A 26545-nucleotide genomic window follows, 5' to 3' on the forward strand; every position below is an offset into this window, starting at 1 on the left:
GCCAATCCGGCTGGGCAACTGTTTTTGCATTCTATTCAGCATTTCTAACGACTGAATGACGACACCAGCCACTAGGACAGCACAAACTTCAGATAAATCGTCTGGCGTGGTGTTTTTAATCGTCCACTGCATCGAGGAATTCGTCTACTACAGGCATCTCGCCCAATCGTGACGGAATGTTTAACCCGAAGTGCAAATAGGCGTGGCGCGTGACCACGCGGCCCCTTGGCGTACGCATGATGTAACCCTGTTGGATCAGGTACGGCTCCAGCACATCCTCAATGGTATGGCGCTCCTCACTGATCGCCGCTGCCAGGCTGTCCACACCGACCGGGCCGCCGTCGAACTTCTCGATCATGGTCAAGAGTAGACGTCGATCCTGGTGGTCGAAGCCGTGCTCGTCCACATCCAGCAGGTTCAAGGCCAAATCCGCCACGGCCTTGGTGATATGCCCCTTGGCCCGCACTTCGGCAAAATCGCGCACACGACGCAGCAAGCGATTGGCGATACGCGGCGTACCACGGGCGCGGCGAGCGATTTCGAACGCGCCTTCCGGGTCCAGTGGCAACCCCAGGATGCCCGCCGAACGGCTGACAATCGTCGCAAGATCGGCAGTGCTATAGAACTCTAGACGTTGAACAATGCCGAAACGGTCTCGCAGCGGATTGGTCAGCATCCCGGCGCGTGTGGTGGCGCCGACCAGCGTGAACGGCGGCAGGTCGAGCTTGATCGAGCGGGCCGCCGGGCCTTCACCGATCATGATGTCGAGCTGGAAGTCTTCCATGGCCGGGTACAGCACTTCCTCGACGATCGGCGACAGCCGGTGAATCTCGTCGATAAACAGCACGTCGTGCGGTTCAAGGTTGGTCAACAGCGCGGCCAGGTCACCCGGACGCTCCAGCACCGGGCCGGAGGTGGACTTGATCGACACGCCCATCTCCTGGGCGATGATCATCGCCAGGGTGGTCTTGCCCAGGCCTGGCGGGCCGAAGATCAACGTGTGATCGAGGGACTCGTTGCGCCCACGCGCAGCCTGGATAAACAGCTCCATCTGCTCGCGCACGGTCGGCTGGCCGATATAGTCGGCAAGGCTGACGGGGCGGATGGCGCGGTCCTGGACTTCTTCACGGTCGCGCGGGCCGGTGGCCGCGATCAGACGATCAGCTTCAATCACTTAAATCATTCCCTTCAGGGCTCGGCGGATCATGTCTTCGCTGCTCAGGTTCTTGTCCTTGATGGCCGATACGGCTTTGCTCGCCTCCTGGGGCTTGTAGCCCAGGGAGATCAGCGCGCTCACGGCATCGCTTTCGGCACTGGCGACCTGGCCGGCCGGCATGTCCGGCTGATTCGGTACCAGCGCGAACATGTTCGGCACCACTTCCCAGGCCTTGAAACGGTCCTTGAGTTCGACCAGCAGGCGCTCGGCGGTTTTCTTGCCGACACCAGGCACCTTGGTTAACGCTGACGTGTCCTGGGCCGAAACTGCGCGTACCAACTCGTCCACTTCCAGGCTCGACATCAACGCCAGCGCCAGCTTTGGTCCCACGCCATTGAGGCGAATCAGCTCACGGAAGAAGTCGCGGTCGCGCTTGCCAATGAAACCATAGAGCAATTGCGCGTCTTCGCGCACCACCAAATGCGTGTGCAATGTTATCGGCTCACCGATCGACGGCAAGCGATACAAGGTGGTCATGGGCACTTCCAGCTCATACCCCAACCCATTTACATCCAGAATCAGGTGCGGCGGCTGTTTCTCAGCCAGGGTGCCGCGCAAGCGTCCAATCACGGTTCAGATCCTTAAAGCTTGGGGTCAGAGCACGGCCTGACCGGAAATAACGATTGCGCTGATGCTATCAGAGACGCAGCCGCCCGCCACGACTGCGTGCGGTGCCCAGGCCATGCGGCAAGAGGCTGGAACGCGTGTGTGCATGGCAAATGGCAATGGCCAGGGCGTCGGAGGCGTCGATTTGCGGCTTTGAGGTGAGCTTGAGCATGTGCATGACCATCATCTGCACCTGCTCTTTATTCGCCGCGCCGGTGCCGACCACGGCCTGTTTGACCTGGGTCGCGGTGTATTCGGCGATTTCCATGCCCTCCTCCGCACCGGCCACAATAGCAGCGCCACGGGCCTGGCCGAGCTTTAAGGCAGAATCGGCGTTTTTGGCCATGAAGACCTTTTCGATGCCCATGGTGACCGGCCCGTAGGTCTGGATCACTTCACGCACGCCGCGGTACACAATCTGCAGACGCTCGGCCAGTTCGCCCGCGCCGGTACGGATGCAGCCCGAAGCGACATAGACGCAGCCACGCGGGGTGTGTTGCACCACGCCAAAACCGGTGATGCGCGAACCGGGGTCGATACCAAGGATTAAAGTCATAACGCCTGCGGGTTGGGAAAAACATGATTCTTGCGGCCAACAACAATCAAATGTGGGAGCTGGCTTGCCTGAGATGCAGACACTTCGGTATTTCCGTCAAACCGAGGTGATGCTATCGCAGGCAAGCCAGCTCCCACAGGCGATTTTCATGGTGCTCAGGTGAGTTGTTCGGCTACGGATTCCGGGATGTCGGCATTCGAGTAGACGTTCTGCACATCATCCAGGTCTTCGAGCATATCCAGCATCTTCAGCACTTTCTGCGCGCCGTCCAGGTCCAGCTCGGCGCTGGTGGTCGGCAACATCACGATTTCTGCGTCGGTGCCTTTGAAACCCGCCGCTTCCAGCGCGTTACGCACGGCGTAGAAGCCGGCAAACGAGGTGAATACGTCGATGGAGCCGTCTTCGTTGGTCACCACATCGTCGGCGTCTGCCTCCATGGCCGCTTCCATCAGGGCGTCTTCATCGGTGCCGGGGGCGAACGTGATCTGCCCCTTGCGCTCGAACAGGTAAGCCACCGAGCCATCAGTACCCAGGTTGCCGCCGCACTTGCTGAAGGCATGGCGCACAGCAGCCGCGGTGCGGTTGCGGTTGTCGGTCATGCACTCAACCATCACCGCCACGCCGCCTGGGCCGTAGCCTTCGTAGCTCAGCTCGACCATGTCGTCGGTATCGGCAGCGCCGGCACCACGGGCCACCGCGCGATCAATGATGTCGCGGCTCATGTTCGCGCCCAAGGCCTTGTCCAGCGCCAGGCGCAGACGCGGGTTGGAACCTGGGTCACCACCGCCTTGACGGGCGGCGACGGTCAGTTCGCGAATCCACTTGGTGAAGATCTTGCCTTTCTTGGCATCCTGACGCTCTTTGCGGTGCTTGATGTTCGCCCACTTGGAATGGCCAGCCATAACACAACTCCGAAATTCTCTAGAAACCTTATCAATCCCGCCCCAGGCAGGAATTCCCTCTTTTAAACGCAAAGGCGCATCCGAAGATGCGCCTTTTTGACTGCGTAAAACCTTATTGCGCTTTCACGCCGCAGCCTTACTCAGCCTTCGGCGCCTCGCGCAGACGGATGTGCAGTTCGCGCAGCGCCTTGGCATCCACCACGCCCGGAGCCTGGGTCATGACGTCCGCAGCACTCTGGGTTTTCGGGAAGGCGATCACTTCGCGGATCGACTGGGCGCCGGTCATCAGCATCACCAGACGGTCCAGGCCAAACGCCAAGCCACCGTGCGGCGGTGCGCCGTACTTCAGGGCGTCGAGCAGGAAGCCGAACTTCTCTTCCTGTTCCGCTTCGTTGATGCCCAACAGGCGGAACACCGCTTGTTGCATCTCTTTGCGGTGGATACGGATCGAACCGCCACCCAGCTCGGTGCCGTTGAGCACCATGTCGTAGGCGCGCGACAGAGCGCCCGCCGGGTTGGCTTCCAGCTCTTCAGGCGAGCACTTCGGCGCGGTGAACGGGTGGTGCAAGGCGCTGAAGCTGCCGTCTTCGTTTTCTTCGAACATCGGGAAGTCGACGACCCACATCGGCGCCCACTTGCAGGTCAGCAGGTCCAGGTCGTGACCGAGCTTGATGCGCAGCGCGCCCAAGGCCTCGCTGACGATCTTGGCCTTGTCGGCACCGAAGAACACGATGTCGCCATCGACTGCACCGACGCGGTCGAGGATCGCGTTCAGGTTGTCCAACGGAATGTTTTTCACGATCGGCGATTGCAGGCCGTCAACGCCATTGGCACGCTCGTTGACCTTGATGTACGCCAGGCCTTTGGCACCGTAGATGCCGACGAACTTGGTGTAGTCGTCGATCTGCTTGCGCGGCATGCTCGCGCCGCCAGGCACGCGCAGGGCGGCGATGCGGCATTTCGGGTCGTTGGCCGGGCCGCTGAACACCTTGAAGTCGACTGCTTTGAGCTGGTCGGCCACGTCCACCAGTTCCAGCGGGTTACGCAGGTCTGGCTTGTCGGAACCGTAGCGGCGCATGGCTTCTTCGAAGGTCATGTGCGGGAACTCGCCGAATTCCAGGTCCAGCACTTCCTTGAACAGGTTGCGGATCATTTGCTCGGTCAGGCCCATGATCTCTTTTTCATCGAGGAAGCTGGTCTCGATGTCGATCTGGGTGAATTCAGGCTGACGGTCAGCGCGCAGGTCTTCGTCGCGGAAGCACTTGGCGATCTGGTAGTAGCGGTCAAAGCCGGCGACCATCAGCAGTTGCTTGAACAGCTGCGGCGATTGCGGCAATGCGAAGAAGGAACCGGCGTGGGTACGGCTCGGCACCAGGTAGTCACGCGCACCTTCCGGGGTGGCCCGGGTCAGGATCGGCGTTTCGACGTCGAGGAAGCCGTTTTCGTCGAGGAAGCGGCGGATGCTGGTGGTCATGCGCGAACGCAGGCGCAGCTTCTCGGCCATTTCCGGACGACGCAGGTCCAGGAAACGGTAGCGCAGGCGGGTTTCTTCGCCCACGTCGGAGTATTCGTTGAGTGGGAACGGCGGGGTTTCCGACTCGTTCAGCACTTCCAGCTCATAGCCCAGCACTTCGATGGCGCCGGAGGCCATGTTGGCGTTTACAGCACCGGCCGGGCGTAGACGCACCTTGCCGGTGATTTTAACGACGTATTCGCTGCGCACGCGGTCGGCGGCGGCGAAGCTCTCGGCGCGGTCCGGGTCGAACACCACTTGGGCCAGACCATCACGATCACGGATATCGAGGAAGATCACCCCGCCGTGGTCGCGGCGACGGTGAACCCATCCGCAAAGGGTGATTTCCTGACCATCCAGGGTCTCGTTCAGTTGGCCGCAATAGTGGCTGCGCATCATGGTAGTGGTTTCACTTCTCGTAATTCGAAATTCGGTGGAGGCTCGCCTTGTCACCGTACAGTTAAGCAGGGGACGGATAATGCAGGAGCCTGCGCGTAGAGTTCAACTCAGTCTGCTTTGTCGCCGCCCGCCAGATTCTTCTTGGCGCCGGTCTTGAAGTCGGTCTCATACCAGCCGCCGCCGCTCAGGCGGAAGCCCGGCATGGACAACATCTTCTTCAGCTCAGGTGCCTGGCAGGCAGGGCAATCGACCAGCGGCGCAGCGCTGATCTTCTGAATGGCTTCCAACTGATGACCACAGGAAGCACATTGATAATCGTACATGGGCATGGAGATGTCTCGGCGATCAGATCGTAACTGCGCCACGCCCACCCTGTGGATAAGCCAGGGGCGCGCAGCAAAGCGCGGGATTATATCTGGTAAATCGACACAGCGCAGCCGGCTTTCTGCCCGAAGCCTGGCCCGCCTTGACGGTGGGCCTGCTTCGCAACCGGCGGTTTAATCCTGGCCCGTGGCGCTGGCACGATCTTTTAATACGTGGACCACGCACACCACCCGTACCAACCCGCTGAAGTTCTTCACTCCCCCGTAACGCAAATGCACTTCCCGATCGACATACGACAGCAACGCGCTGACTGAACAGGCATTGATCCTGGCTATCTCCGTGAGGATATTCCAGTAGATCTGCTCAAGACGCAGGCAGGTGGAAAACCCATTGAGCCTGACCGACCGGGACAATGGCTTGGCCAGTCCCATGTCGAACCCTTTGGCAAAGGGGTCGACCTTTATCTTGTGAAAACCGGCGGTTTCCATCACTCCATTACCCACTCCGCGTGACATACACCTGACACTCCATTGCCAAACAGCAGCCCATGGGTTTCTCCCATTGGGCAGTGGGCCTATAAAACAGCAGGGCGAGAGGGCCAGCCAGAAGACGCGGATTGGAAAGTTGTAGGACAACGCCAGGAAATGCGGAGAAACAAGCGAGCGGCGCCGGGAAGGCGCCGCTCAGCGGGTGTCTTTACTGGTTTTCAAGCAACGAACGCAGCATCCACGCGGTTTTCTCGTGAACCTGCATGCGCTGGGTCAACAGGTCGGCGGTCGGCTCGTCGCTGACCTTGTCGAGCAGTGGGAAAATACCGCGTGCGGTGCGGGTGACGGCTTCCTGGCCGGCCACCAGTTGCTTGATCATCTCTTCGGCGCTGGGCACGCCCTCTTCTTCCTTGATCGAAGACAGCCGGGCATAGATCGAATAGGCACCCGGCGCCGGGAAGCCCAGGGCGCGGATACGCTCGGCAATGGAGTCCACCGCCAGCGCGAGTTCGTTGTACTGCTCCTCGAACATCAAGTGCAGCGTACGAAACATGGGACCCGTGACGTTCCAGTGGAAGTTGTGGGTTTTCAAATACAGTACATAGGTATCGGACAGCAGCCGTGAAAGCCCATCGACGATGGATTTACGATCTTCTTCACTGATACCAATATCGATTGCCATGTTTTTCCCCTTCAATTGACGAACATTCATTGATCAGGTGCAGGACCACTCTAGCAAGAGTGCCGGCAGTGTGCAGCCCGACACAGGCAGACAGCGTGCGACATATCGCCCCTCTCCACGGCGGTGCCTATGAGCGACGGGCCAACCTTTGTGACGAGTCGGAAAACTTTAAAATTACCGCTCGCAAACCCTGCCACTGTCTAGGACAAGGGTTTGACGCAGAAATGCCTTTGCCCTTGCAACGCCCCGAAATGCTTGATTTGAGTAGGCACAGCCTTTGCTGTTAAATAGGCGGCGTGTGGTTACCGTTCATTTCTGCGGTACGCCACATAGGCTGATACCCGCGCACGTGCTCAACGCCTCCCATTGTTCAGAAGCGAACCGTGCCAGTCAGCTCTTCCTTGTGATCCGTCTTAACGTGAGTTAATCAAAATGTTGAAAATCGTCCACCTCCTGACGGGCGTTGCAGCGTTGCTGCTGTCCTTTATTCCGAGTCTGCAGCCTGAAAGCCTGCCGTACCTGGAACAACACGACGCCCTGTACCTGGCCTTGTTCGGCCTTCTTAACCTGACGCTCGCACCGGTAATCCCTTACTGGAACAAAGGCACGCGTCATCAACTGCAAAACCTGGTCAGCGCGCTGTTGGTACTGACCGTTGTCGTGCAAACCCTCACCCTCCTGGCACCTATGCCTGAAGTGGGCGGCCACCCGGCCATCCTGCTCAGCCTGGTGATTGCTGTGGTCGCCATCGTTCTTCACCTGGCCATCAGCTTCTACCGTTCGTCGCCTGCCGCGGCGTCGCAAAACTACGACATGACCAACCGGGATACCGGGACCGTCAAGTGGTTCAACACCTCCAAAGGCTTCGGCTTTATTTCCCGCGATTCGGGCGACGATATCTTCGTCCACTTCCGGGCCATCCGTGGCGAAGGCCATCGCGTCCTGGTCGAAGGCCAGCGCGTGGAGTTCTCCGTCATGAACCGCGACAAAGGCCTGCAAGCCGAAGACGTGATTGCGGCCTTGCCGCGTCGCTGATTCCTACCCGCAGCGCATAAAAAAACCGCGATCCGGCTGAGCTGGATCGCGGTTTTTTATGCGCGGCTGTTTAACGAAGGACCGATTAATAATGTGGCGGCGGTGCTTCTTCTTCGGAGGTCTCGAACTGCCCGCCCATTTCCTCCTGGCGCTTGAGCAGCGCCGTCATCTGCATTTGCAGGCGCTCAACCGCACGCTGCTGAGTGACCAGGATGTCATTGAGGGTTTCGATGGTGTCGTCCTGGAAGGCCAGGCGGCTTTCCAGATCGGTAACGCGGTCTTGCAGATCCATGATTCAGTCCTGGCTAAAGATGAAGTCGGCAGGCAATAGCCCGCGCAATTGGCTGCGAATCGCCGCCACTTGCTCTTCGGTATAAGGCCGGGCCGGGTGTTTGCCCCAGACCGGTGCCGGCCAGGCCGCATCGTCACGTTTGCGCACGATCACATGCACATGCAACTGACTGACGACATTCCCCAGCGCGCCGATGTTCATTTTGTCGGCGGCAAAGCTCGTGTTGAGCTGTTGCGCCAAGACTGTCGTTTCTTGCCACAGTATCTGTTGATCTGCGACATCCAGTTGAAACACTTCGCTGATACCGTTGATGCGCGGCACCAGGATGAACCAGGGGTAATTGGCGTCGTTGGACAGCAGCAGGCGGCAGAGCGGGAAGTCCCCAATGGCCAGTGTGTCTTGTTGCAGGCGTTGGTCTAAGGCGAACACGCGGCACTCCGTTCGGCAGGTCAATTTCAGGTGCCCAGCATACCTTCGAATGCCCGAGGCTTCACGGCGAATGCGGGAGCGTTCAGGCAACCGGGCAAAAAAGCACGCACCCTTTCGAGGCAGGCAAATATTTGAGCTACGCTAAATCGGGCCTCAGCGGGATGCACCAAAATGACCCACCCGTGCCTCAAAGGGATCCGCCAATTACCCACTCAAGGGGTGAACCGGTAACGCTTTGCCCTGGCACAGGATTTTTGTACCTCCCAACAGGTGTTTCAGCGGGGCGTCAAGCCCAAACCAAACGACGTAAAAAGCCCGTGCTTATGCGGTTTTTACACGGCCGTAACGTTTTTCACGAAAAAATGACATTCGGTTACCGCTTTGTGCACGCTTGTTGCATTCACACCCGTATCGTCGGCAACGGCACCCGTATGGATACAGGTGTTACGCGATAAGAAACAGTAGCGTTCAGGTGCCTTTCAAGGATGAGTTCAAACTTCGCAAGGGGTATGAATACTGCACTTTAGTTGTCAGCCTGGTCACACTCGGGCTGTGAATTTGCGACAGGGAAATAGCAATTTACGACAGCCTCGTAAAGAAGCTGAAAGGATAGATGAGTAAGTATCGTCAATAGGGTCTGCGTGATATAACTTTGCGCCGACACAAAAAAGAAAGAGCCGCCCAGATAAAAATACAGGTGGGACGGCAGTACTCTTCCTAAAACCAAAGGAGCAAATCACGATGCGCGTGATGAAGTGGAGCATGATCGCCCTGGCTGTTTCAGCCGGCGTTTCGCAGTACGCAATGGCGTCCGCCCAGGACGATTCCAAAGGCTTTGTTGAAGACAGCACTTTCGGCATCAATACTCGTATGTTGTATTTCAGCCGTGATTTCCGTAATGAGCCGGCTGGCGGCTACAAAATCATCAATGGCAAGGCTCAAAGCCGTGTCGAAGAAACTGGCCTGGGCTTCAACGCACTGTACCAATCGGGTTTCACCCAGGGCACTATCGGTGTCGGCGTTGACGTGATCGGCCTGCTGGGCGTGAAACTGGACAGCGGCAAGGGTCGCTCGGGCACTGGCCTGTTCCCTACCGGTGCCGACGGTCGCTCGCAAGACGACTACTCCAAAGGCGGCGGCGCCGTTAAGTTCCGCATCTCCGACACCGTGCTTAAAGTCGGCGACCAGTACACCACCGCGCCTGTGTTCGCTTCCGACGACAGCCGCTTGCTGCCAGAGCTGCCGCAAGGTATCTCGATCACCAGCAACGAGATCAAGGGCCTGAAACTCGAAGGCGGTCACTTCACCTCGAGCGTGGCACAAGCACAGACATACCGTGACAGCCTGGGTCTGACCAAAACCGACTTTATCGGTGGTGTCTATGCCCTGACGCCGGAAGTCAGCGCCAGCCTCTACTACGCGAAGACCGAAGACTACTGGAAGAAGACCTACGCCAACCTGAACTGGACTCACGCGCTGAGCAACGATCAGTCCCTGGCCGTTGACTTCAACATCTACAGCACCAAAAGCGATGGCGCCGGCCTGCAGCGCGCAGAAAAAGACAACACCACCAAACTGGATAACCGTGCGTACAGCTTGCAAGGCGCGTACACCATCCAGGCTCACACGTTCACCCTGGCCTACCAGAAAGTCAGCGGTGACGGTGACTACGGCTACGGCGTAGACGGCGGCGGCACGATTTTCCTGGCCAACTCCATCGCCCGTTCCGACTTCAACGCTGAAGACGAAAAATCCTGGCAAGCTCGCTACGACCTGAACATGGCCACTTTCGGCGTGCCAGGCCTGAGCTTCATGACTCGTTATGTCAGCGGTAGCGGCGCCAACACTGGCACCACTTCGAACGGCAAAGAGTGGGAACGCGACATCGAAGCCAAGTACGTGGTTCAGAGCGGCCCGGCAAAAGACCTGAGCCTGCGCGTTCGTCAAGCGACCTATCGTTCGTCTGATGGCGTGTACTACGGTTCGGCGTCGATCGACGAACTGCGTCTGATCGCGCAATACCCGCTGAACATCTTGTAATTAGCTGTTTAATTACAATGATGACTTAAGGCGTAAGCCTTAACTAAAAAGCCGCTACCCTGCTTTGCAAGGGAGCGGCTTTTTTATTTCAGTTTTATTACACAAGAAAAATAACTAGCAAGCTAAGTAACTACATTGGCCTTACGCATCAAACTTGACCTATCGGCCAAGTTCGACAACCCGCGCTTAGTTATTTGGCAAGCGGTTCTTGCATCACGCGAATAACTCGCTGTGGAAACGGAATATCAATACCCGCCCCTTTCAAACGATCACGCGCCAGTTCATTGAGCATAAACACCACATCCCAATAATCCGGGGTATTGGTCCAGCAACGCAGGGAGACAGTGATCGAACTGTCTCCCAAGGTCGACACCACTGCCACAGGCGCAGGGTCAGCCAGCACGCGTGGGTCTTTGGCCAGCTCCAACAGCACTTCACGGGCTTTCTGCAAATCGGCTTCGTAGTCGACCCCCACATCAAACACCACCTTGCGGGTCGGCTGACGGTTGGTGTTGGTGATGAGACCGTTGGACAGGCTACCGTTAGGGATGATCACGGTTTTGTTGTCGCCGGTGCGCAACACGGTGTGGAAGATCTGGATGCTGTCGACGGTACCGGAAGTGCCTTGTGCTTCGATCCAGTCACCAATGCGAAACGGACGGAACAACAGGATCAGTACGCCACCGGCGAAGTTCGCCAGGCTGCCTTGCAATGCCAGGCCGATGGCCAGAGTAGCGGCACCAATCGCGGCCACGAACGAGGTCGTGGCCACGCCGATCATCGAGGCCACGTTGACCACCAGCATGACTTTGAGCGCGATGTTGGCAAGGTTAGTGATGAAATGTTGCAGCGCCAGGTCGGCATTACGCAGCGCCAGCAAACGCCCCACGCGGTGGGTCAACACGTTAATCAGCCACCAACCGATGGCCAGGGTGACCACGGCCAGCAAAAACCGGCTGCCGTATTCCATAATCATCGGGAGCCAAGACTCAGAGGTCTTGATCAGGTGATCCATTTCAACGTTTAAATCCATCTATCTTCTCCTGTTGCGCGGATGTGCGGCTTAATTGACTGCCTTAAAACGCAAATGAGCCCCGAAGGGCTCAAGTGTAGGCACTGTTTCTGGGGCGTGGGACGTCAAAAACGCTCACAGGTTCCCCAATGTGCCATCAGTCGCGGAAGTTATTGAACTGCAGCGGCATGTCGAAGGTCTTGGCGCGCAGGGCAGCAATGGCTTCCTGCAGGTCGTCACGCTTCTTGCCGGTGATACGTACCTGCTCGCCCTGGATGGCGGCCTGGACCTTTAGCTTGGCATCTTTGACGTGAGCGACGATCTTCTTCGCCAGCTCCTTGTCGATGCCTTCCTTGAGCACGGCTTCCTGCTTCATCAGCTTGCCGGAGGCGTAGGCGTCCTTGATTTCAAGGCACTGTGCGTCGATCTTGCGCTTGACCAACGACAGCTTGAGGATCTCGATCATCGCTTCCAGCTGGAAATCGGCTTCAGCGGTCAGGTTGACGGTCAATTCCTTTTCCTTGAACTCGAAGCTGCCCTTGCCCTTCAAGTCGTAGCGACGGTCCAGCTCCTTGACGGCGTTTTCGACGGCGTTGGTGACTTCGTGTTTGTCCAGTTCGGATACCACGTCGAACGAAGGCATGTCATTTCTCCAATATAAGGGGCGGGCTCAGTAGAGATGGAGCGCGCCCAAGCTAAAATGCCGAGGCATTATAGCGGTTCTTTCGCACCATTCATCGCAGGCGACCCTACGGAGCACAAACTGATGTCGACCACCTGGCATATTCTCGGCGCCGGCAGCCTGGGCACCCTCTGGGCCACACGATTGTCGCGCGCGGGCCTGCCCGTGCGGCTGATAGTGCGCGATGCAGCACGCCTGACCAGCTATGAGAAGGCGAGCGGCCTGACCCTGGTGGAACACGGCATAGAAAATACTTACCCGGTGATCGGCGAAACACCCGACAGCCCCGAGCCGATTCATCGCCTGCTGGTGGCGTGCAAAGCCTACGACGCCCAAAGCGCCATCGCACAGCTGCAACACCGATTGGCACCCGACGCTGAGCTGATCCTGCTGCAAAACGGCCTTGGCAGCCAGGACGCGGTGGCCGCGCAATTACCCCAGGCCCGCTGTATCTTTGCCTCCAGCACCGAAGGCGCGTTTCGCGACGGCGATTGGCGCGTGGTCTTCGCCGGCCACGGCTACACCTGGCTGGGAGACGCGCGGCACCCCACTCCCGCGCTGTGGCTGGACGACCTGCACGCCGCCAGCATTCCCCATGAGTGGAGCACCGACATCCTGACGCGTTTATGGCGCAAGCTGGCGCTCAATTGCGCCATTAACCCATTGACCGTGCTTTACCAGTGCCGCAACGGCGGCCTGCAAGCCCACCAATGCGAAGTCGCGACCTTGTGCGCCGAACTCAGCGAGTTGCTCGAATGCTGCGGCCAACCCGCCGCCGCCCAGGACCTGCACAGCGAAGTGCAACGGGTGATCCAAGCCACCGCGGCCAATTATTCGTCCATGTATCAGGATGTGGCCTCCAGCCGTCGCACCGAAATCAGCTACCTGCTCGGTTATGCGTGCCAGGCGGCAGAGCGCCATCAATTGGTGCTGCCGCATCTGCAACAGTTGCGGGCGCGCCTGGTCGACTACTTGCACACACGCGGATTGGCCAGCGACTGAGGCACGCGCTACCCTGCCTACCTGTCTATCACCTGGAAAAAACCTGATGCCACTGCGCCAGCGTCTAGAAAATCTACCGGTAGGGCAGAAACTGCTGGCCGCCCTGCTGGTGCTGTTGACCACGGTATTACTGGTGGCCAACCTGACGTTTATCAGTGCCGCCTATTGGATCTCCCAGGAAAGCATGGCGCCCCAGGCGTTGCAGGCCATCGGTCGATTGGTGTCCAACCCGTCGCTGGCCGCCGAAGCCCTTGAATCCCCGGCCAAGGCCGACGCCCTGCTCAATGAGCTGACCAGCTATTCGCCATTACGCGCCGCCGCGCTGTACGACGGCGACGGCACCTTGCTGGCGCAGATGCAGCACGGCAACCGCCTGCACCTGCCGGAAAACTACCGGCATATCGAAGCCTGGCGCCTCACTGAGTTTCGCAGCAACCAGGTCATCACCCTGCCCCGCGCCGGCCAGCCGTCCGGGCATTTGCTGTTGGTGGCCAGCAGTGAGCTGCCTATGGCGTTCTATACCGGCACATTGACCGCCAGCCTCGGCATCCTGATTTTCAGCGTATTGCTGTGGCTGATCATCGCCCGCCAGATCAAACGCCTGATCACCCGCCCGATCCATGAGCTGGAAGAGCTTTCACGCCAGGTGACGCGCGAAGAGAACTACGCCCTGCGCGCCGGGCGCGGCAACCATGATGAAATCGGCAGCCTGGCCGAAGCCTTCAACACCATGTTGTCGCGCATCGAAGCCCGCGAGCAGCAGCTCAAACGTGCGCGAGACGACTCTCAGGCCGCCTACGACCAAGCCCAGGGCCTGGCCGAAGAAACACGCCACACCAACCGCAAGCTCGAACTGGAAGTGCAGGTGCGCAGCAAGATCGAGAAAAAGCTCACCGGCTTCCAGAACTACCTCAACAGCATCATCGACTCGATGCCGTCGGCGCTGATCGCCCTGGATGAGCAGCTTTACGTCACCCAATGGAACCAGGAAGCCACGGCGCTTTCCGGCACGCGCCTGGATGAAGCGCTGAACCAGCCGATCTTCCTCGCCTTCCAGCCGCTCAAACCGTACCTGCCGCAGATAAAAGCCACGGTGGAGCAGCACACGGTGGAGCGCATTGAGCGTGTCACCTGGATCAAGGATGACGAACCCAAGCATTACGCCCTGACCTTCTACCCGTTGATGGGCGGTGCCGGGCGCGGCGTAGTGATCCGTATCGACGACATCACCCAGCGTTTGTCCCTGGAAGAAATGATGGTGCAGTCGGAAAAAATGCTCTCCGTGGGCGGCCTGGCTGCGGGCATGGCCCATGAAATCAACAACCCGCTGGGGGCGATCCTGCATAACGTGCAGAACATCCGCCGGCGCCTGTCCCCCGACCTGCCGAAGAACCTGGAACACGCCGAACAGGCGGGTATCGAGCTGGAGACGGTCAACCACTACCTGCAAAGCCGCGAAGTCCCGCAATTGCTCGATGGCATCCAGCAAGCCGGCGCGCGGGCGGCGAAAATCGTCACCCATATGCTCAGCTTCAGCCGCCGCAGTAACCGCCAGATGGCGCCGTGCGACTTACCGGCACTGATCGACCAGGCCGTGGAAATTGCCGGTAACGACTTCGACCTGACCATCGGCTTCGACTTCAAGGGCCAGGCGATCATCCGCCAGTTCGACCCGCAACTGGGCCCGGTGCCCGGTACCGCCAACGAGCTGGAACAGGTGCTGCTCAATCTGCTGAAAAACGCTGCGCAAGCCATTCACCTGCGTGAAGACGACAGCGAGCCGGGGCGCATCATCTTGCGCACCCGCCTCAACCCGCCGTGGGCGGAGATCCAGGTGGAAGACAATGGCATCGGCATGAGCGAGAACGTGCGCAAACGCACGTTCGAGCCGTTCTTTACCACCAAGGAAATCGGCCAAGGCACCGGGCTTGGGCTGTCGGTGTCGTACTTCATCATCACCAACAACCATAAAGGCCAGATGGAAGTGCATTCCACCCTCGGCCAAGGCACCTGTTTTACCCTGCGCCTGCCGTTGGCCGGCAGCCAGATGCCACCCTATGAACTGACTCAACTGGAGCAATGACCATGGGCTTTCGCCTGTCGAAGATCTACACCCGCACCGGCGACAAGGGCGAGACGGGCCTGGGTGATGGCCGTCGCGTGCCCAAGGACCACCCTCGCGTGGAAGCCATTGGCGAGGTGGATACGCTGAACAGCCAGTTGGGTTTGCTGCTGGCCAACCTTGAAGAACAGAGCGGCCAGCACCCGCAGCTCAACGAGGTGATCGAGGTGCTTACGCCGTGCCAGCACCGCTTGTTCGACTTGGGCGGTGAGTTGGCGATGCCTGTGTACAAAGCGTTGAATGCCGCAGAAGTCGATCGGCTGGAAGCGGCGATTGACCGTTGGAATGAGGAAGTCGGGCCGCTGGAAAACTTCATCTTGCCCGGCGGTTCAGCGCTGATTGCCCAGGCCCATGTGTGCCGCAGCCTGGCGCGCAGTGCGGAGCGGCGGTGTCAGCAGTTGAATGCGATTGAGCCGTTGGAAGGCGTGGGGCTTGCGTATATCAATCGGTTGTCGGATTTGCTGTTTGTGGCGGCGCGGGTGATTGCCAAGCGTCAGGGTGTAGTGGAAGTGTTGTGGCAGGCGGCGGCCAAGCCTCACTAAGTTCGTTCCCACGCTCTGCGTGGGAATGCAGCCCTGGACGCTCCGCGCCCCAAAGCGTGACGCGGAGCGTCACAAGAGGCATTCCCACGCAGAGCGTGGGAACGATCATCATGCCTCAGGCCAGAACGCGCGAATGCCTGCCACACCCTGAGCCCCGGCTTCCCAAGCCTGTTCCCGCTCAGCCGGCCCAAGCCCGCCCAGCAGAAACACCGGTTTACTGAACCCACGGATCAACTCTACCGCCTGCTCCCAACCCAACGGCTGGGCATCGGGATGAGTCTGGGTCGGCTGCACCGGCGACAGCGTGACGAAATCCACGTCCATCATCTCTGCCAGTGCCAGCTCTTCGGCGTTGTGGCAAGAAGCCGCCAACCAGCGATCCTTCGGCAGCGGGCGGCCTTTACTCGCATATTTACGCAACTGCGCCGAGGTCATGTGCCAGCCGGCGGCAGGGAAATCCCCCAGCCATTCGAACGGCCCTTTAAGCATCAGTTGCGCCTTGCCGGCACACAGGCCCACCGCGTCCACCGCCAGGTCACGGTATTTAGGGTCGTAACCGTTGGGCGCGCGCAGTTGAACCAGCTTGATGCCACCGGCAATGGCTTTCTGGACACCACGCAACAAGGTGGGGGCTTCCAGTTCGCCTGGTGTGATCAAGTATTCAGCGGGCAAACGGGCAGCCGCGACAATCGGTGCATTCGCCGCCGGGAACTCATAGTTGAGCAAGTCCCGCGGCGTCACCCATTCCAACGGCTGCCCTTCGGCACCATGGGGCTCGCCGGTAAAGGCCGAGACTTCCCAGACATCCAGCAACACCTGCTTGTCCGGGTAGTCATGCTGCACCTTGATCAGCGGGCGCGCCGTGGTGACCTGGATGCCCAGTTCTTCCTGCAACTCGCGGGACAAAGCGCTTGCGACCGACTCATCAGCCTCCACCTTGCCGCCGGGAAACTCCCAGAGGCCGCCTTGGTGCTGGGTATCGGCACGGCGTGCCAGCAGGATCCTGCCGTCGACGCCACGGATCACCGCTGCTGCTACATGCACTCGTTTCACCACGCTTTCCTCTTGGCTGTCAGGTGCGGTATTCCGCGTTGATCTTTACGTACTCGTGGGACAGGTCGGTGGTCCAGATGGTTTCGCTGCACTCGCCGCGACCCAACTCGATGCGGATAGTGATTTCTTCTTGCTGCATCACCGCCGAGCCCTGGGCTTCGGTGTAGGTTTCAGCGCGAGCGCCACGGCTGGCAATGCACACGTCACCAAGGAATACGTCGATCTTGCTGACGTCCAGGTCCGGCACACCGGCACGGCCGACGGCAGCGAGGATGCGGCCCCAGTTCGGGTCGGAAGCAAACAGTGCAGTCTTGATCAGGGGCGAGTGGGCCACGGTGTAACCGACATCCAGGCATTCCTGGTGGTTAGCGCCGCCGTTCACTTCAACAGTGACGAACTTGGTTGCGCCCTCACCGTCACGCACGATGGCCTGGGCCACGTCCATGCACACTTCGAACACCGCCTGCTTCAATGCGGCGAACAGCGCGCCCTCGGTGGAGGTGATTTCCGGCAGGTTGGCCTGGCCGGTGGCGATCAGCATGCAGCAGTCGTTGGTCGAGGTGTCGCCATCGATGGTGATGCGGTTGAACGACTTGTTGGCGCCGTCGAGCATCAGGCGCTGCAGCACGTCGCGGGAGACTTTGGCGTCGGTGGCAATGTAGCCGAGCATGGTGGCCATGTTCGGGCGGATCATGCCCGCGCCCTTGCTGATGCCGGTCACGGTAACGGTCACGCCATCGTGTACAAACTGGCGGCTAGCGCCTTTGGGCAGGGTGTCGGTGGTCATGATGCCGGTGGCCGCAGCCGTCCAGTTATCCACAGACAGGTCATCCAGTGCGGCTTGCAGCGCGCCTTCGATTTTTTCCACCGGCAGCGGCTCACCGATCACGCCGGTGGAGTACGGCAGCACTTGGCTGGCATCCACGCCGGTCAACTGGGCCAGCTTGGCGCAGGTGCGCGCAGCGGCAACCAGGCCTGGCTCGCCGGTACCGGCGTTGGCATTGCCGGTGTTGGTCAGCAGGTAACGGATCGAACCTGCCACGCGTTGCTTGGCCAGGATGACCGGTGCGGCGCAAAACGCGTTGAGCGTGAACACGCCCGCAACCGTCGAGCCTTCGGCACAGCGCATCACCACTACATCTTTGCGCCCCGGGCGCTTGATGCCGGCCGAAGCGATACCGAGTTCAAAACCGGCGACCGGGTGCAAAGTGGGCAAAGGACCAAGACCAACAGCCATGAATGCGCTCCTTAAAGAATAGGTGATGTCTGTACCGTCGCGATCAACGGTGAAATTAATGGCAAAACGCCGCGACGGCAAAGGCCGGTCGCGGCGCAGGGTGTTGCAGCGTCAGGCAAAAATCTTAGTTGATTTCGCCGTGGCAGTGTTTGAACTTCTTGCCCGAACCGCACCAGCACAGCTCGTTGCGGCCCAGCTTCTGGTCATTGCGGACCGGGGCTTGAGCCAAGGCCACATCGACCTCTTCGCCCAAGGCTTCCGGCGCTTCCAGCCCCGGTGCTTCGTCATGCTGGAACTGCATGCGCGCAGCGAGTGCCTCGGCTTCCTGACGCAGGCGGGCTTCTTCCTCGATCGGGTCTTCGCGACGCACCTGAACGTGGGAGAGCACACGGATCGAATCGCGCTTGATCGAATCCAGCAGCTCGGAGAACAGCGTGAACGACTCGCGCTTGTACTCCTGCTTCGGGTTCTTCTGGGCGTAGCCACGCAGGTGGATACCGTGACGCAGGTGGTCCATGGTCGACAGGTGGTCTTTCCACAGGTCGTCCAGCACGCGCAGTACGATTTGTTTCTCGAAGGTGCGCAGTGCTTCGGCACTCGCCTGCTCTTCTTTCTCGTTGTACGCGGCCAAAAGCTCGGTCATCAGCTTCTCGCGCAGGGTTTCTTCGTACAGGTGGTCGTCTTCGTCCAGCCACTGCTGAACCGGCAAGTCCACACCGAAGTCGCTCTTCAACGCGGCTTCCAGGCCGGCAACATCCCACTGCTCAGGCAGGGACTGTGGCGGGATGTGTGCGCTGACGGTAGCGTTGAGCACGTCCTGACGGAAATCGGCAATCGTCTCGCCAATGTTGTCGGCGGCCAGCAACGTGTTACGCATGTGATAAATCACTTTACGCTGTTCGTTGTTAACGTCATCGAACTCGAGCAGTTGCTTACGAATGTCGAAGTTACGGCCTTCTACCTTGCGTTGGGCCTTCTCGATGGCGTTGGTCACCATGCGGTGCTCGATCGCTTCACCGGACTGCATGCCCAGGGCTTTCATGAAGTTCTTCACCCGATCCGAGGCGAAGATACGCATCAGGCTGTCTTCCAGCGACAGGTAGAAGCGGGTGGAACCGGCGTCACCCTGACGGCCGGCACGACCACGCAGCTGATTGTCGATACGGCGCGATTCATGACGCTCGGAGGCGATTACCTGCAAACCACCGGATTCCAGCACAGCCTGGTGGCGTTTCTGCCAGTCGGCCTTGATCTGGGCGATTTGCTCAGGGCTTGGGTTTTCCAGTGCCGCAACTTCCACTTCCCAGTTGCCGCCCAACAGGATGTCGGTACCACGACCGGCCATGTTGGTAGCGATGGTCAGCGCGCCTGGGCGACCGGCCTGGGCAATGATCTCGGCTTCTTTTTCGTGGAACTTGGCGTTGAGAACCTTGTGCTCGATGCCTTCCTTGTTGAGCAGGTTGGACACGTGCTCGGAAGTCTCGATGGTGGCAGTACCCACCAGGATCGGACGCCCCTGCGCCATGCCGTCCTTGATGTCGTTGATGATTGCCGCGTATTTCTCTTCGGCCGTCAGGAACACCAGGTCGTTGAAGTCTTTACGCGCCAGCGGCTTGTTCGGTGGAATCACCATCACAGCCAGGTTGTAGATCTGATGGAATTCGAACGCTTCGGTGTCAGCTGTACCGGTCATGCCGGACAGTTTGTTGTACAGACGGAAGTAGTTCTGGAAGGTAGTCGACGCCAACGTCTGGCTTTCGGCCTGGATGTTGAGCATTTCCTTGGCTTCGATGGCCTGGTGCAGGCCTTCGGACAGACGGCGACCCGGCATGGTACGGCCGGTGTGTTCGTCAACCAGTACGACCTGGCCGTCCTGGACAATGTATTCGACGTTGCGATGGAACAGCTTGTGGGCGCGCAGGCCGGCGTACACGTGGGTCAACAGGCCCAGGTTGTGCGCCGAGTAGAGGCTTTCGCCCTCGGCCAGCTCGCCGATCTGGGTCAGCATCTCTTCGACAAACTGGTGACCGGCTTCGTTGAGTTCAACCTGGCGGGTCTTCTCGTCGATGGTGAAGTGACCTTCTTTGGTCACCACGCCTTCCACTTCCTCAACGTGCTGCACCAGGCGCGGGATCAACTTGTTGATCTCGGTGTACAGGCGCGAGCTGTCTTCGGCCTGGCCGGAGATGATCAGCGGGGTACGCGCTTCGTCGATGAGGATGGAGTCGACTTCGTCGATCACGGCAAAGTTGAGTTCGCGCTGGAATTTTTCTTCCATGCTGAACGCCATGTTGTCGCGAAGGTAATCGAAACCGAATTCGTTGTTGGTGCCGTAGGTAATGTCACACGCATAGGCGGCGCGCTTTTCTTCCGGCGGCTGGAACGGCGTGACTACGCCGACGGTCAGGCCGAGGTATTCATACAGCGGGCGCATCCAGTTGGCGTCCCGGCGGGCCAGATAGTCGTTCACCGTCACAACGTGCACGCCCTTGCCGGACAGTGCGTTGAGGTAAACGCCCAGGGTTGCCACCAGGGTCTTGCCTTCACCGGTACGCATCTCGGCAATCATGCCTTCATGCAAGGTCATGCCGCCGATCAACTGCACGTCGAAGTGGCGCATGCCCATGACACGCTTACCGGCTTCACGGGCGACCGCAAAGGCTTCAGGCAACAGCTTGTCGAGGGTTTCACCTTTGGCTATGCGGGCCTTGAACTCTTGGGTCTTGGCGCGCAATTGCTCGTCCGACAGGGCAACCATCTGCTCTTCGAAGGCATTGACCAGCTGCACCGTCTTGAGCATGCGTTTGACTTCGCGCTCATTCTTGCTTCCAAAAAGTTTCTTTAACAAAGGCGCAAACATATCGGCAGGTTCTTCCACACATAGGGATGGAGGGCGCACCGTGAGTGGCCCGAGCAGCCCTCACGGCCGCATGCGAACGCGCATTCTACCCGGAATCGTGGGTGAGGAAAGTGGCGTTATTCCCCGATGCTGGCATGGCGCTGTGAGAGGGCCTGTTTAAAATAAGGGCTTTTGCTGGAACTTCAACCCATCAAGCGCAGAAGTTACCTATTGATTTCACTCGCATTGCCCTGCTATCGCTTTGCCTGGGGCCGCACAGGCGCTTTCTGCTAAGATGGCGGCTCTGTTACTTAAGGTGTCTAAACATGGCGTTTCGCCCACTTACAGCCCGCGCGCCCAGCGTGTTGCTCCGCGAAGCCAAACCGTTGAAAGCCATCTTCGGCCACGCGCAACGCTTGGGCCATTTGCAACGCCTTGTAGAAAGCCAACTGCAACCTGCCGCCCGCGAACATTGTCATGTGGCGTCGTGGCGCGAAGGCAATTTACTGTTAATTGTCACCGACGGGCATTGGGCCACCCGCCTGCGCTACCAGCAAAAACGCTTGCAGCGGCAATTAATGGCATTTGAAGAGTTTGCCAGCCTGACCCGCATCCAGTTCAAGGTGCAGCCGCCCACCGTGCAGCAAGGTGCAGTGGGCCACACCATGGACCTGTCGCAGAACGCGGCCGAAACCATTCAAGCCACGGCCGACGGCATCAGCGATCCGGGCCTGCGCGCAGCGTTGGAGCGGTTGGCCGCCCACGCCAGGCCCAAGCCCTGAACCGCTACTTGCGTTTACTGCCGCCCAGCAACGAGCCCAACAACCCGCGCACCAACTGCCGTCCCATTTGATTGGCCGCCTGTTGCATGGCGGATTTGAGCGCCTTACCTGCTGTAGTCCCCAGGAACGCTCCGGCCTTGTCGGTAAAGCTCGGCTCTTCGGCGGCCGGTTTGGCCTCCTCGGTCGGGCCAAGCTCCTTGCGCGCCATCAGCACTTCATAGGCCGACTCACGGTCAATTGGCTTGTCGTAGCGCCCCAATAAAGGCGAACTGGCGATGATCGCAGCGCGCTCGGCTTCGCTGAGCGGCCCGATCCGCGATTGCGGCGGCGCGACCAGCACGCGCTGGACCACTTCCGGCGTGCCCTTTTCCTGCAACGCCCCCACCAATGCCTCACCGGTGCCCAACTCAGTCAGTACCGACAAGGTATCGAACGCCGGGTTGGGGCGAAAACCGTCCGCCACCGCACGCAGTGATTTCTGCTCTTTGGTGGTGAACGCCCGCAAGCCATGCTGGATACGCAAGCCCAGTTGCGCCAATACCGTGTCAGGCAAATCCCCTGGGGATTGAGTGACAAAGTACACACCCACGCCCTTGGAACGGATCAAACGCACCACTTGCTCCAGGCGATCCTGCAATGCCTTGGGCGTATCGGCGAACAATAAATGCGCCTCGTCGAAAAACAGCGCCAGCAACGGTTTATCGGCATCGCCACGCTCCGGCAGTTGTTCGAACAACTCGGCCAACAGCCACAGCAGGAAGGTCGCATAGACCTTGGGCGCCTCGTGCACCAAGCGGCTCGCGTCCAGCAGGTGAATGCGCCCACGACCATCGCCGGCAGGCTGCAAGATATCTTCAAGCTGCAGGGCAGGCTCGCCAAACAAGGCTTCGGCGCCCTGCTGCTCCAGCACCGCCAAACGCCGCAACAGCGCCTGGCTGGAACCGGTGGTCATCAGCGCCGCGTCGTCGCCCAGCAGTTCCGGGTGATAACGCAAGTGGTTGAGCAAGGCCTTGAGGTCTTTGAGGTCCAGCAGCAACAGGCCTTCGCGGTCGGCCACCTTGAAAGTCGCATAGAGCGCCGATTGCTGGCTGTCAGTGAGTTCCAGCAGGCTGCCAAGCAGCAACGGCCCCATTTCGCTGATGGTGGTGCGAAGCGGATGACCGGACTGCCCGTGGATATCCCACAGTGTTACCGGATACGCCTTCGCGCTGTAATTGAGGAAGGGCATGCCCGCAATGCGCTCGGCCACCTTGCCTTGAGGGTTGGCCGCAGCGCCAAGGCCGCACAAGTCACCCTTGATATCAGCGGCAAACACGGCCACACCCGCATCGCTGAAGGCTTCCGCCAAGCGCTGCAACGTGACGGTTTTACCTGTGCCGGTCGCGCCGGCAATCAACCCGTGACGGTTGGCCAAGCGCATGGCCTGGGCGATGGGCTGGCCGTCCAGGCCGGCGCCGATAAGGAGTTGCGAGGAATCAGGCATTTCGTCACCTTTGGTTAATCTTTAGTGCCGTCAGGTCGATACAGACAGAGGTAAGACCCACAAAGTCTAAAAATAGGTCAGATAGTTCTCACAGGGACCACCGGAATTATCACAAGCAGTATCACACCTTTTTTGACGCTGTCATTTTGCGCATCCTACAAGGACGCGCTTCGGATATTAAGACCTTAGCGGACCCTACAAGCCATGAATAAAAACCTGCGCTTCAGCCACAAAATCCTGCTTGCAGCCTCCCTTATCGTCATCGCCGCTTTTGCACTGTTTACCCTCTACAACGACTACCTGCAACGCAACGCGATTCGCGACGACCTCAATAATTACCTGCATGAAATGGGCGATGTCACCGCCAGCAACATTCAAACCTGGCTCACCGGGCGTATTGCCCTGGTCGAAAACGCTGCACAGAACATCGCGATCAACCCTGAACCCGCCGTAGTTGCTGGCCTGCTCGAGCAGAAAACCCTGACATCCTCGTTCATGGCCACCTACGTGGGCGACAGCAAAGGCGCCTTCACCATCCGCCCCGACACCAAGATGCCGGACGGTTTCGACCCACGGGTGCGCCCTTGGTACAAAGGCGCCCAAAGCAGTAACGGCTCAACCCTGACCGAACCTTACATCGACGCAGCGACCGGCCAGTTGATCATTTCCGTCGCTACCCCCAGCGCCAAGGCGGGGCAAAGCATCGGCGTGGTCGGCGGCGACCTGAGCCTGCAAACGCTGGTGGATAACATCGGCGCGCTGAACTTCGGCGGCATGGGCTACGCGTTCCTGGTCAGCGCTGACGGCAAAGTGCTGGTGCACCCGGACAAGAACCTGGTGATGAAGACGCTGGCCGACATGTACCCGAAAAACACCCCGAAGATCAGTGGTGATTTCAGCGAAGTCGAAGCCAATGGCAAAGACAACATCGTGACCTTCACCCCCATCAAAGGCCTGCCGTCGGTGAACTGGTACCTGGGTATTTCGGTGGATAAAGATAAATCCTTCGCCATGCTCAGCAAATTTCGCACCTCGGCCGTTATCGCCACGATCATTGCGGTTGTGATCATCATCGCGCTGCTCGGCATGCTGATCCGAGTGCTGCTGCAACCCCTGCACGTGATGACCCGCGCCATGCAGGACATCGCCGATGGCGAAGGTGACCTGACCCGCCGCCTGAACATCCAGAATCACGACGAGTTCGGCACGCTGGGTAATGCTTTCAATCGCTTCGTGGAGCGCATTCACACCTCGATTCGCGAAGTGTCCTCGGCCACCGAGCAGGTCAATGAAGTGGCCCTGCGAGTGGTCAGCGCTTCCAACTCGTCGATGGTCAACTCTGACGAGCAGGCCAACCGCACCAACAGCGTGGCCGCCGCCATCAACGAACTGGGCGCTGCTGCGCAAGAAATTGCACGTAACGCCGCGCAGGCTTCCCATCAGGCCAGCGATGCCCGGCACTTGGCCGAGGACGGCCAGCAAGTGGTCGAGCGTAATATCAAGGCAATGAACCAACTGTCCGAGATGATCAGCGCCTCCAGCAGCAATATCGAAGCGCTCAACAGCAAGACCGTGAACATCGGGCAGATTCTGGAGGTGATCACCAGCATCTCCCAGCAAACCAACCTGCTGGCGCTGAACGCCGCCATCGAAGCGGCACGTGCAGGTGAAGCTGGTCGCGGGTTTGCGGTGGTGGCCGATGAGGTGCGCAACCTGGCACATCGCACTCAGGAATCGGCGCAACAAGTGCAAAAGATGATTGAAGAGTTGCAGGTCGGCGCCCGGGATTCGGTCAGCACCATGAGTGAAAGCCAACGCCATAGCCTGGAGAGCGTCGAGATCGCCAACCTGGCCGGCGAGCGTCTCAACAGCGTGACCCAACGCATTGGCGAGATCGACGGGATGAACCAGTCCGTGGCCACCGCCACCGAGGAACAGACTTCGGTGGTGGAGTCGATCAACATGGACATCACCGAGATCAACACCCTCAACCAGGAAGGTGTGGAAAACCTGCAATCAACCCTGCGCGCCTGTACCGACCTGGAACAACAGGCCGCACGCTTGAAACAGCTGGTGGGCAGCTTCCGGATCTGATCCCTGCGCCCGCCGAGCGTTAAGGCGGCGGACCGCTAGGCTTGCTCGGGATCGGTTTTAGTGTGTTCCTGCCGCCACAGCTCGGCGGCACCGGGAAACTCGGTGCCGTCCTCCGCGTCCAGGTCATCCGGGTCAAAACGGCTCAAACACCCTTCGCCCAGCGTCGCTGGGGCCTTGGAGGTGGCTTTATCGAGTGGATCGCTCATCGCTTAATCCTTCATGGCGGACAAAAAAAGGGCCTGGGACGATTTAACGCCCAGGCCCTTTTTTCTTCAACTTAAACGCGGCTGTCAGAACACCACAGTCTTGTTGCCGTGTACCAGCACGCGATCTTCCAAGTGGTAACGCAGGCCACGGGCCAGCACCATCTTCTCGACGTCACGGCCGAAACGCACCATGTCTTCAATGCTGTCGCTGTGGCTGACGCGCACTACGTCCTGCTCGATGATCGGGCCGGCGTCGAGCTCCTCGGTGACATAGTGGCACGTTGCGCCAATCAACTTCACACCGCGCAGGGAGGCCTGGTGATACGGCTTGGCACCCACAAACGATGGCAGGAAGCTGTGGTGAATGTTGATCACTCGACCGGCATATTCGCTGCACAGTTCCGGCGGCAGGATTTGCATGTAACGCGCCAGCACGACTACATCGGCTTCGTGCTGCTTGACCAGGCGGGAGACTTCGGCGAATGCCGGTTCCTTGTCCTGTGGGTTGACCGGCACGTGGTAGTACGGGATGCCATGCCATTCGACCATGCTGCGCAGGTCATCATGGTTGGAAATTACACAGGCGATCTCACAGTCCAGCTCATCGCTGTGCCAACGGTGCAGCAAGTCGGCCAGGCAGTGGGATTCACGGCTGGCCATCAGCACGACACGTTTTTTCTGCTCGGTGTCGGTGATATGCCAGGTCATCGAAAACTCTTCAGCGATCGGCGCAAACGCCTCGCGAAATGCTTCGAGGCCGAAGGGCAGCGTGTCGGCACGTATCTCATGACGCATGAAAAACCAACCACTGAGATCGTCCGAGTGATGGCTCGCCTCGGTGATCCAGCCGTTGTGGGAGGCCAGAAAGTTACTGACTTTGGCAACGATACCAACCCGGTCCGGGCAAGCAATCACCAGCCGAAAAGTGCGCATTAGGGGGAAACTCCAGAACTTCGCAAAGGCCGCCATTCTAGCGATTACGCAGAAAAACTGCAGTACTCCTTGCACC

Annotated in this window: 25 protein-coding genes; 7 read left to right on the plus strand and 18 right to left on the minus strand. The window is 59.3% G+C overall.

Annotation, left to right across the window (positions count from 1 at the left end; genetic code table 11):
* Positions 1-115 precede the first annotated feature (115 nt).
* The 8 genes from ruvB to HBO23_RS23175 all read right to left on the minus strand — a co-directional run bounded on the left by ruvB (position 116) and on the right by HBO23_RS23175 (position 6686).
* Positions 116-1174, minus strand: a complete 1059-nt coding sequence (gene ruvB / locus HBO23_RS23140) for a Holliday junction branch migration DNA helicase RuvB (protein WP_017139814.1) — start codon at positions 1172-1174, stop codon at positions 116-118.
* Positions 1175-1786 (minus strand): Holliday junction branch migration protein RuvA, encoded by a 612-nt coding sequence (gene ruvA, locus HBO23_RS23145; protein ID WP_056858571.1) that lies wholly within the window; start codon positions 1784-1786, stop codon positions 1175-1177. It abuts the gene before it with no gap.
* A gap of 67 nt (positions 1787-1853) precedes the next feature.
* The gene (gene ruvC, locus HBO23_RS23150; protein WP_024077147.1) at positions 1854-2378 is read right to left on the minus strand and encodes a crossover junction endodeoxyribonuclease RuvC; all 525 of its coding nucleotides are present in this window, start codon (positions 2376-2378) and stop codon (positions 1854-1856) included.
* A gap of 155 nt (positions 2379-2533) precedes the next feature.
* Entirely contained in the window at positions 2534-3280 is a 747-nt protein-coding gene (locus HBO23_RS23155; RefSeq protein WP_017139810.1) for a YebC/PmpR family DNA-binding transcriptional regulator, read from the minus strand.
* A gap of 136 nt (positions 3281-3416) precedes the next feature.
* Entirely contained in the window at positions 3417-5192 is a 1776-nt protein-coding gene (gene aspS / locus HBO23_RS23160; RefSeq protein WP_170039897.1) for an aspartate--tRNA ligase, read from the minus strand.
* Between the two features lie 107 nt (positions 5193-5299).
* The gene (locus tag HBO23_RS23165) at positions 5300-5521 is read right to left on the minus strand and encodes a zinc ribbon domain-containing protein (RefSeq protein ID WP_017139808.1); all 222 of its coding nucleotides are present in this window, start codon (positions 5519-5521) and stop codon (positions 5300-5302) included.
* 168 nt (positions 5522-5689) lie between these two features.
* Positions 5690-6031, minus strand: coding sequence for a ribbon-helix-helix domain-containing protein (locus HBO23_RS23170; protein WP_099549394.1), 342 nt, complete (start codon positions 6029-6031; stop codon positions 5690-5692).
* 181 nt (positions 6032-6212) lie between these two features.
* A complete protein-coding gene (locus HBO23_RS23175; protein ID WP_003193874.1) occupies positions 6213-6686 on the minus strand; it encodes a Dps family protein in 474 nt (157 codons plus the stop codon).
* Between the two features lie 432 nt (positions 6687-7118).
* Between HBO23_RS23175 and HBO23_RS34070 the strand changes: the two genes are divergently transcribed.
* Entirely contained in the window at positions 7119-7721 is a 603-nt protein-coding gene (locus HBO23_RS34070; RefSeq protein ID WP_003193875.1) for a cold-shock protein, read from the plus strand.
* An 85-nt stretch (positions 7722-7806) separates the two neighbouring features.
* Here the strand turns inward: HBO23_RS34070 and HBO23_RS23185 are convergent, their stop codons facing one another.
* Positions 7807-8013: a SlyX family protein gene (locus HBO23_RS23185; protein ID WP_017139805.1), complete on the minus strand. Its 207-nt coding sequence runs from the start codon at positions 8011-8013 to the stop codon at positions 7807-7809.
* 3 nt (positions 8014-8016) lie between these two features.
* Positions 8017-8442: an HIT domain-containing protein gene (locus tag HBO23_RS23190; RefSeq protein WP_138454013.1), complete on the minus strand. Its 426-nt coding sequence runs from the start codon at positions 8440-8442 to the stop codon at positions 8017-8019.
* A gap of 741 nt (positions 8443-9183) precedes the next feature.
* On the opposite strand from HBO23_RS23190, the gene HBO23_RS23195 reads away from it, so the two are divergent.
* Complete coding sequence (locus HBO23_RS23195; RefSeq protein WP_017139803.1) at positions 9184-10482, plus strand: OprD family porin; 1299 nt, start codon at positions 9184-9186, stop codon at positions 10480-10482.
* Between the two features lie 190 nt (positions 10483-10672).
* On the opposite strand, the gene HBO23_RS23200 is transcribed toward HBO23_RS23195, so the two are convergent.
* Both HBO23_RS23200 and HBO23_RS23205 read right to left on the minus strand, forming a co-directional pair.
* Positions 10673-11515: a mechanosensitive ion channel family protein gene (locus tag HBO23_RS23200; RefSeq protein ID WP_099549392.1), complete on the minus strand. Its 843-nt coding sequence runs from the start codon at positions 11513-11515 to the stop codon at positions 10673-10675.
* Between the two features lie 136 nt (positions 11516-11651).
* The gene (locus tag HBO23_RS23205; protein ID WP_003209785.1) at positions 11652-12137 is read right to left on the minus strand and encodes a YajQ family cyclic di-GMP-binding protein; all 486 of its coding nucleotides are present in this window, start codon (positions 12135-12137) and stop codon (positions 11652-11654) included.
* Between the two features lie 123 nt (positions 12138-12260).
* On the opposite strand from HBO23_RS23205, the gene HBO23_RS23210 reads away from it, so the two are divergent.
* From HBO23_RS23210 to HBO23_RS23220, 3 genes are read left to right on the plus strand one after another with little or no spacing between them, the layout of a single operon-like run.
* Positions 12261-13178, plus strand: coding sequence for a putative 2-dehydropantoate 2-reductase (locus HBO23_RS23210; protein WP_170039899.1), 918 nt, complete (start codon positions 12261-12263; stop codon positions 13176-13178).
* 46 nt (positions 13179-13224) lie between these two features.
* Positions 13225-15261 carry an ATP-binding protein gene (locus HBO23_RS23215; protein ID WP_017139800.1) on the plus strand — a complete coding sequence of 679 codons (2037 nt, stop codon included), beginning with the start codon at positions 13225-13227 and terminating at the stop codon, positions 15259-15261.
* Between the two features lie 2 nt (positions 15262-15263).
* A complete protein-coding gene (locus tag HBO23_RS23220; RefSeq protein WP_170039901.1) occupies positions 15264-15842 on the plus strand; it encodes a cob(I)yrinic acid a,c-diamide adenosyltransferase in 579 nt (192 codons plus the stop codon).
* 108 nt (positions 15843-15950) lie between these two features.
* Here HBO23_RS23220 and HBO23_RS23225 read toward each other — a convergent pair whose 3' ends face one another.
* The 3 genes from HBO23_RS23225 to secA all read right to left on the minus strand — a co-directional run bounded on the left by HBO23_RS23225 (position 15951) and on the right by secA (position 20992).
* Positions 15951-16895 carry a Nudix family hydrolase gene (locus HBO23_RS23225; RefSeq protein ID WP_169985148.1) on the minus strand — a complete coding sequence of 315 codons (945 nt, stop codon included), beginning with the start codon at positions 16893-16895 and terminating at the stop codon, positions 15951-15953.
* A 19-nt stretch (positions 16896-16914) separates the two neighbouring features.
* Entirely contained in the window at positions 16915-18132 is a 1218-nt protein-coding gene (gene argJ, locus HBO23_RS23230) for a bifunctional glutamate N-acetyltransferase/amino-acid acetyltransferase ArgJ (protein ID WP_170039903.1), read from the minus strand.
* A 124-nt stretch (positions 18133-18256) separates the two neighbouring features.
* Positions 18257-20992, minus strand: coding sequence for a preprotein translocase subunit SecA (gene secA / locus HBO23_RS23235; RefSeq protein WP_170039905.1), 2736 nt, complete (start codon positions 20990-20992; stop codon positions 18257-18259).
* Positions 20993-21297: 305 nt separating this feature from the next.
* Here secA and HBO23_RS23240 point away from each other — a divergent pair, with 305 nt between their 5' ends.
* A complete protein-coding gene (locus HBO23_RS23240; protein WP_017139795.1) occupies positions 21298-21753 on the plus strand; it encodes a DciA family protein in 456 nt (151 codons plus the stop codon).
* 4 nt (positions 21754-21757) lie between these two features.
* Here the strand turns inward: HBO23_RS23240 and HBO23_RS23245 are convergent, their stop codons facing one another.
* The gene (locus tag HBO23_RS23245) at positions 21758-23236 is read right to left on the minus strand and encodes a helicase HerA-like domain-containing protein (RefSeq protein ID WP_017139794.1); all 1479 of its coding nucleotides are present in this window, start codon (positions 23234-23236) and stop codon (positions 21758-21760) included.
* A gap of 204 nt (positions 23237-23440) precedes the next feature.
* On the opposite strand from HBO23_RS23245, the gene HBO23_RS23250 reads away from it, so the two are divergent.
* Positions 23441-25330 (plus strand): methyl-accepting chemotaxis protein, encoded by a 1890-nt coding sequence (locus HBO23_RS23250; RefSeq protein WP_017139793.1) that lies wholly within the window; start codon positions 23441-23443, stop codon positions 25328-25330.
* A gap of 35 nt (positions 25331-25365) precedes the next feature.
* Here the strand turns inward: HBO23_RS23250 and HBO23_RS23255 are convergent, their stop codons facing one another.
* Positions 25366-25536 carry a hypothetical protein gene (locus tag HBO23_RS23255; RefSeq protein WP_017139792.1) on the minus strand — a complete coding sequence of 57 codons (171 nt, stop codon included), beginning with the start codon at positions 25534-25536 and terminating at the stop codon, positions 25366-25368.
* An 84-nt stretch (positions 25537-25620) separates the two neighbouring features.
* Entirely contained in the window at positions 25621-26469 is an 849-nt protein-coding gene (purU, locus tag HBO23_RS23260) for a formyltetrahydrofolate deformylase (RefSeq protein ID WP_017139791.1), read from the minus strand.
* Positions 26470-26545 lie beyond the last annotated feature (76 nt).

It is taken from the genome of Pseudomonas sp. WS 5532, from assembly GCF_012985445.1.
Classification (GTDB): Bacteria; Pseudomonadota; Gammaproteobacteria; order Pseudomonadales; family Pseudomonadaceae; genus Aquipseudomonas; species Aquipseudomonas edaphica.

Excerpts from the sequence above, each read along its gene's own strand:
- ruvC (WP_024077147.1), bottom strand. The coding sequence starts at position 2,378 with ATGACTTTAATCCTTGGTATCGACCCCGGTTCGCGCATCACCGGTTTT.
- HBO23_RS23155 (WP_017139810.1), bottom strand. The coding sequence starts at position 3,280 with ATGGCTGGCCATTCCAAGTGGGCGAACATCAAGCACCGCAAAGAGCGT.
- aspS (WP_170039897.1), bottom strand. The coding sequence starts at position 5,192 with ATGATGCGCAGCCACTATTGCGGCCAACTGAACGAGACCCTGGATGGT.
- HBO23_RS23165 (WP_017139808.1), bottom strand. The coding sequence starts at position 5,521 with ATGCCCATGTACGATTATCAATGTGCTTCCTGTGGTCATCAGTTGGAA.
- HBO23_RS23170 (WP_099549394.1), bottom strand. The coding sequence starts at position 6,031 with ATGTCACGCGGAGTGGGTAATGGAGTGATGGAAACCGCCGGTTTTCAC.
- HBO23_RS23175 (WP_003193874.1), bottom strand. The coding sequence starts at position 6,686 with ATGGCAATCGATATTGGTATCAGTGAAGAAGATCGTAAATCCATCGTC.
- HBO23_RS34070 (WP_003193875.1), top strand. The coding sequence starts at position 7,119 with ATGTTGAAAATCGTCCACCTCCTGACGGGCGTTGCAGCGTTGCTGCTG.
- HBO23_RS23185 (WP_017139805.1), bottom strand. The coding sequence starts at position 8,013 with ATGGATCTGCAAGACCGCGTTACCGATCTGGAAAGCCGCCTGGCCTTC.
- HBO23_RS23195 (WP_017139803.1), top strand. The coding sequence starts at position 9,184 with ATGCGCGTGATGAAGTGGAGCATGATCGCCCTGGCTGTTTCAGCCGGC.
- HBO23_RS23200 (WP_099549392.1), bottom strand. The coding sequence starts at position 11,515 with ATGGATTTAAACGTTGAAATGGATCACCTGATCAAGACCTCTGAGTCT.
- HBO23_RS23205 (WP_003209785.1), bottom strand. The coding sequence starts at position 12,137 with ATGCCTTCGTTCGACGTGGTATCCGAACTGGACAAACACGAAGTCACC.
- HBO23_RS23210 (WP_170039899.1), top strand. The coding sequence starts at position 12,261 with ATGTCGACCACCTGGCATATTCTCGGCGCCGGCAGCCTGGGCACCCTC.
- HBO23_RS23215 (WP_017139800.1), top strand. The coding sequence starts at position 13,225 with ATGCCACTGCGCCAGCGTCTAGAAAATCTACCGGTAGGGCAGAAACTG.
- HBO23_RS23220 (WP_170039901.1), top strand. The coding sequence starts at position 15,264 with ATGGGCTTTCGCCTGTCGAAGATCTACACCCGCACCGGCGACAAGGGC.
- argJ (WP_170039903.1), bottom strand. The coding sequence starts at position 18,132 with ATGGCTGTTGGTCTTGGTCCTTTGCCCACTTTGCACCCGGTCGCCGGT.
- secA (WP_170039905.1), bottom strand. The coding sequence starts at position 20,992 with ATGTTTGCGCCTTTGTTAAAGAAACTTTTTGGAAGCAAGAATGAGCGC.
- HBO23_RS23240 (WP_017139795.1), top strand. The coding sequence starts at position 21,298 with ATGGCGTTTCGCCCACTTACAGCCCGCGCGCCCAGCGTGTTGCTCCGC.
- HBO23_RS23245 (WP_017139794.1), bottom strand. The coding sequence starts at position 23,236 with ATGCCTGATTCCTCGCAACTCCTTATCGGCGCCGGCCTGGACGGCCAG.
- HBO23_RS23250 (WP_017139793.1), top strand. The coding sequence starts at position 23,441 with ATGAATAAAAACCTGCGCTTCAGCCACAAAATCCTGCTTGCAGCCTCC.
- HBO23_RS23255 (WP_017139792.1), bottom strand. The coding sequence starts at position 25,536 with ATGAGCGATCCACTCGATAAAGCCACCTCCAAGGCCCCAGCGACGCTG.
- purU (WP_017139791.1), bottom strand. The coding sequence starts at position 26,469 with ATGCGCACTTTTCGGCTGGTGATTGCTTGCCCGGACCGGGTTGGTATC.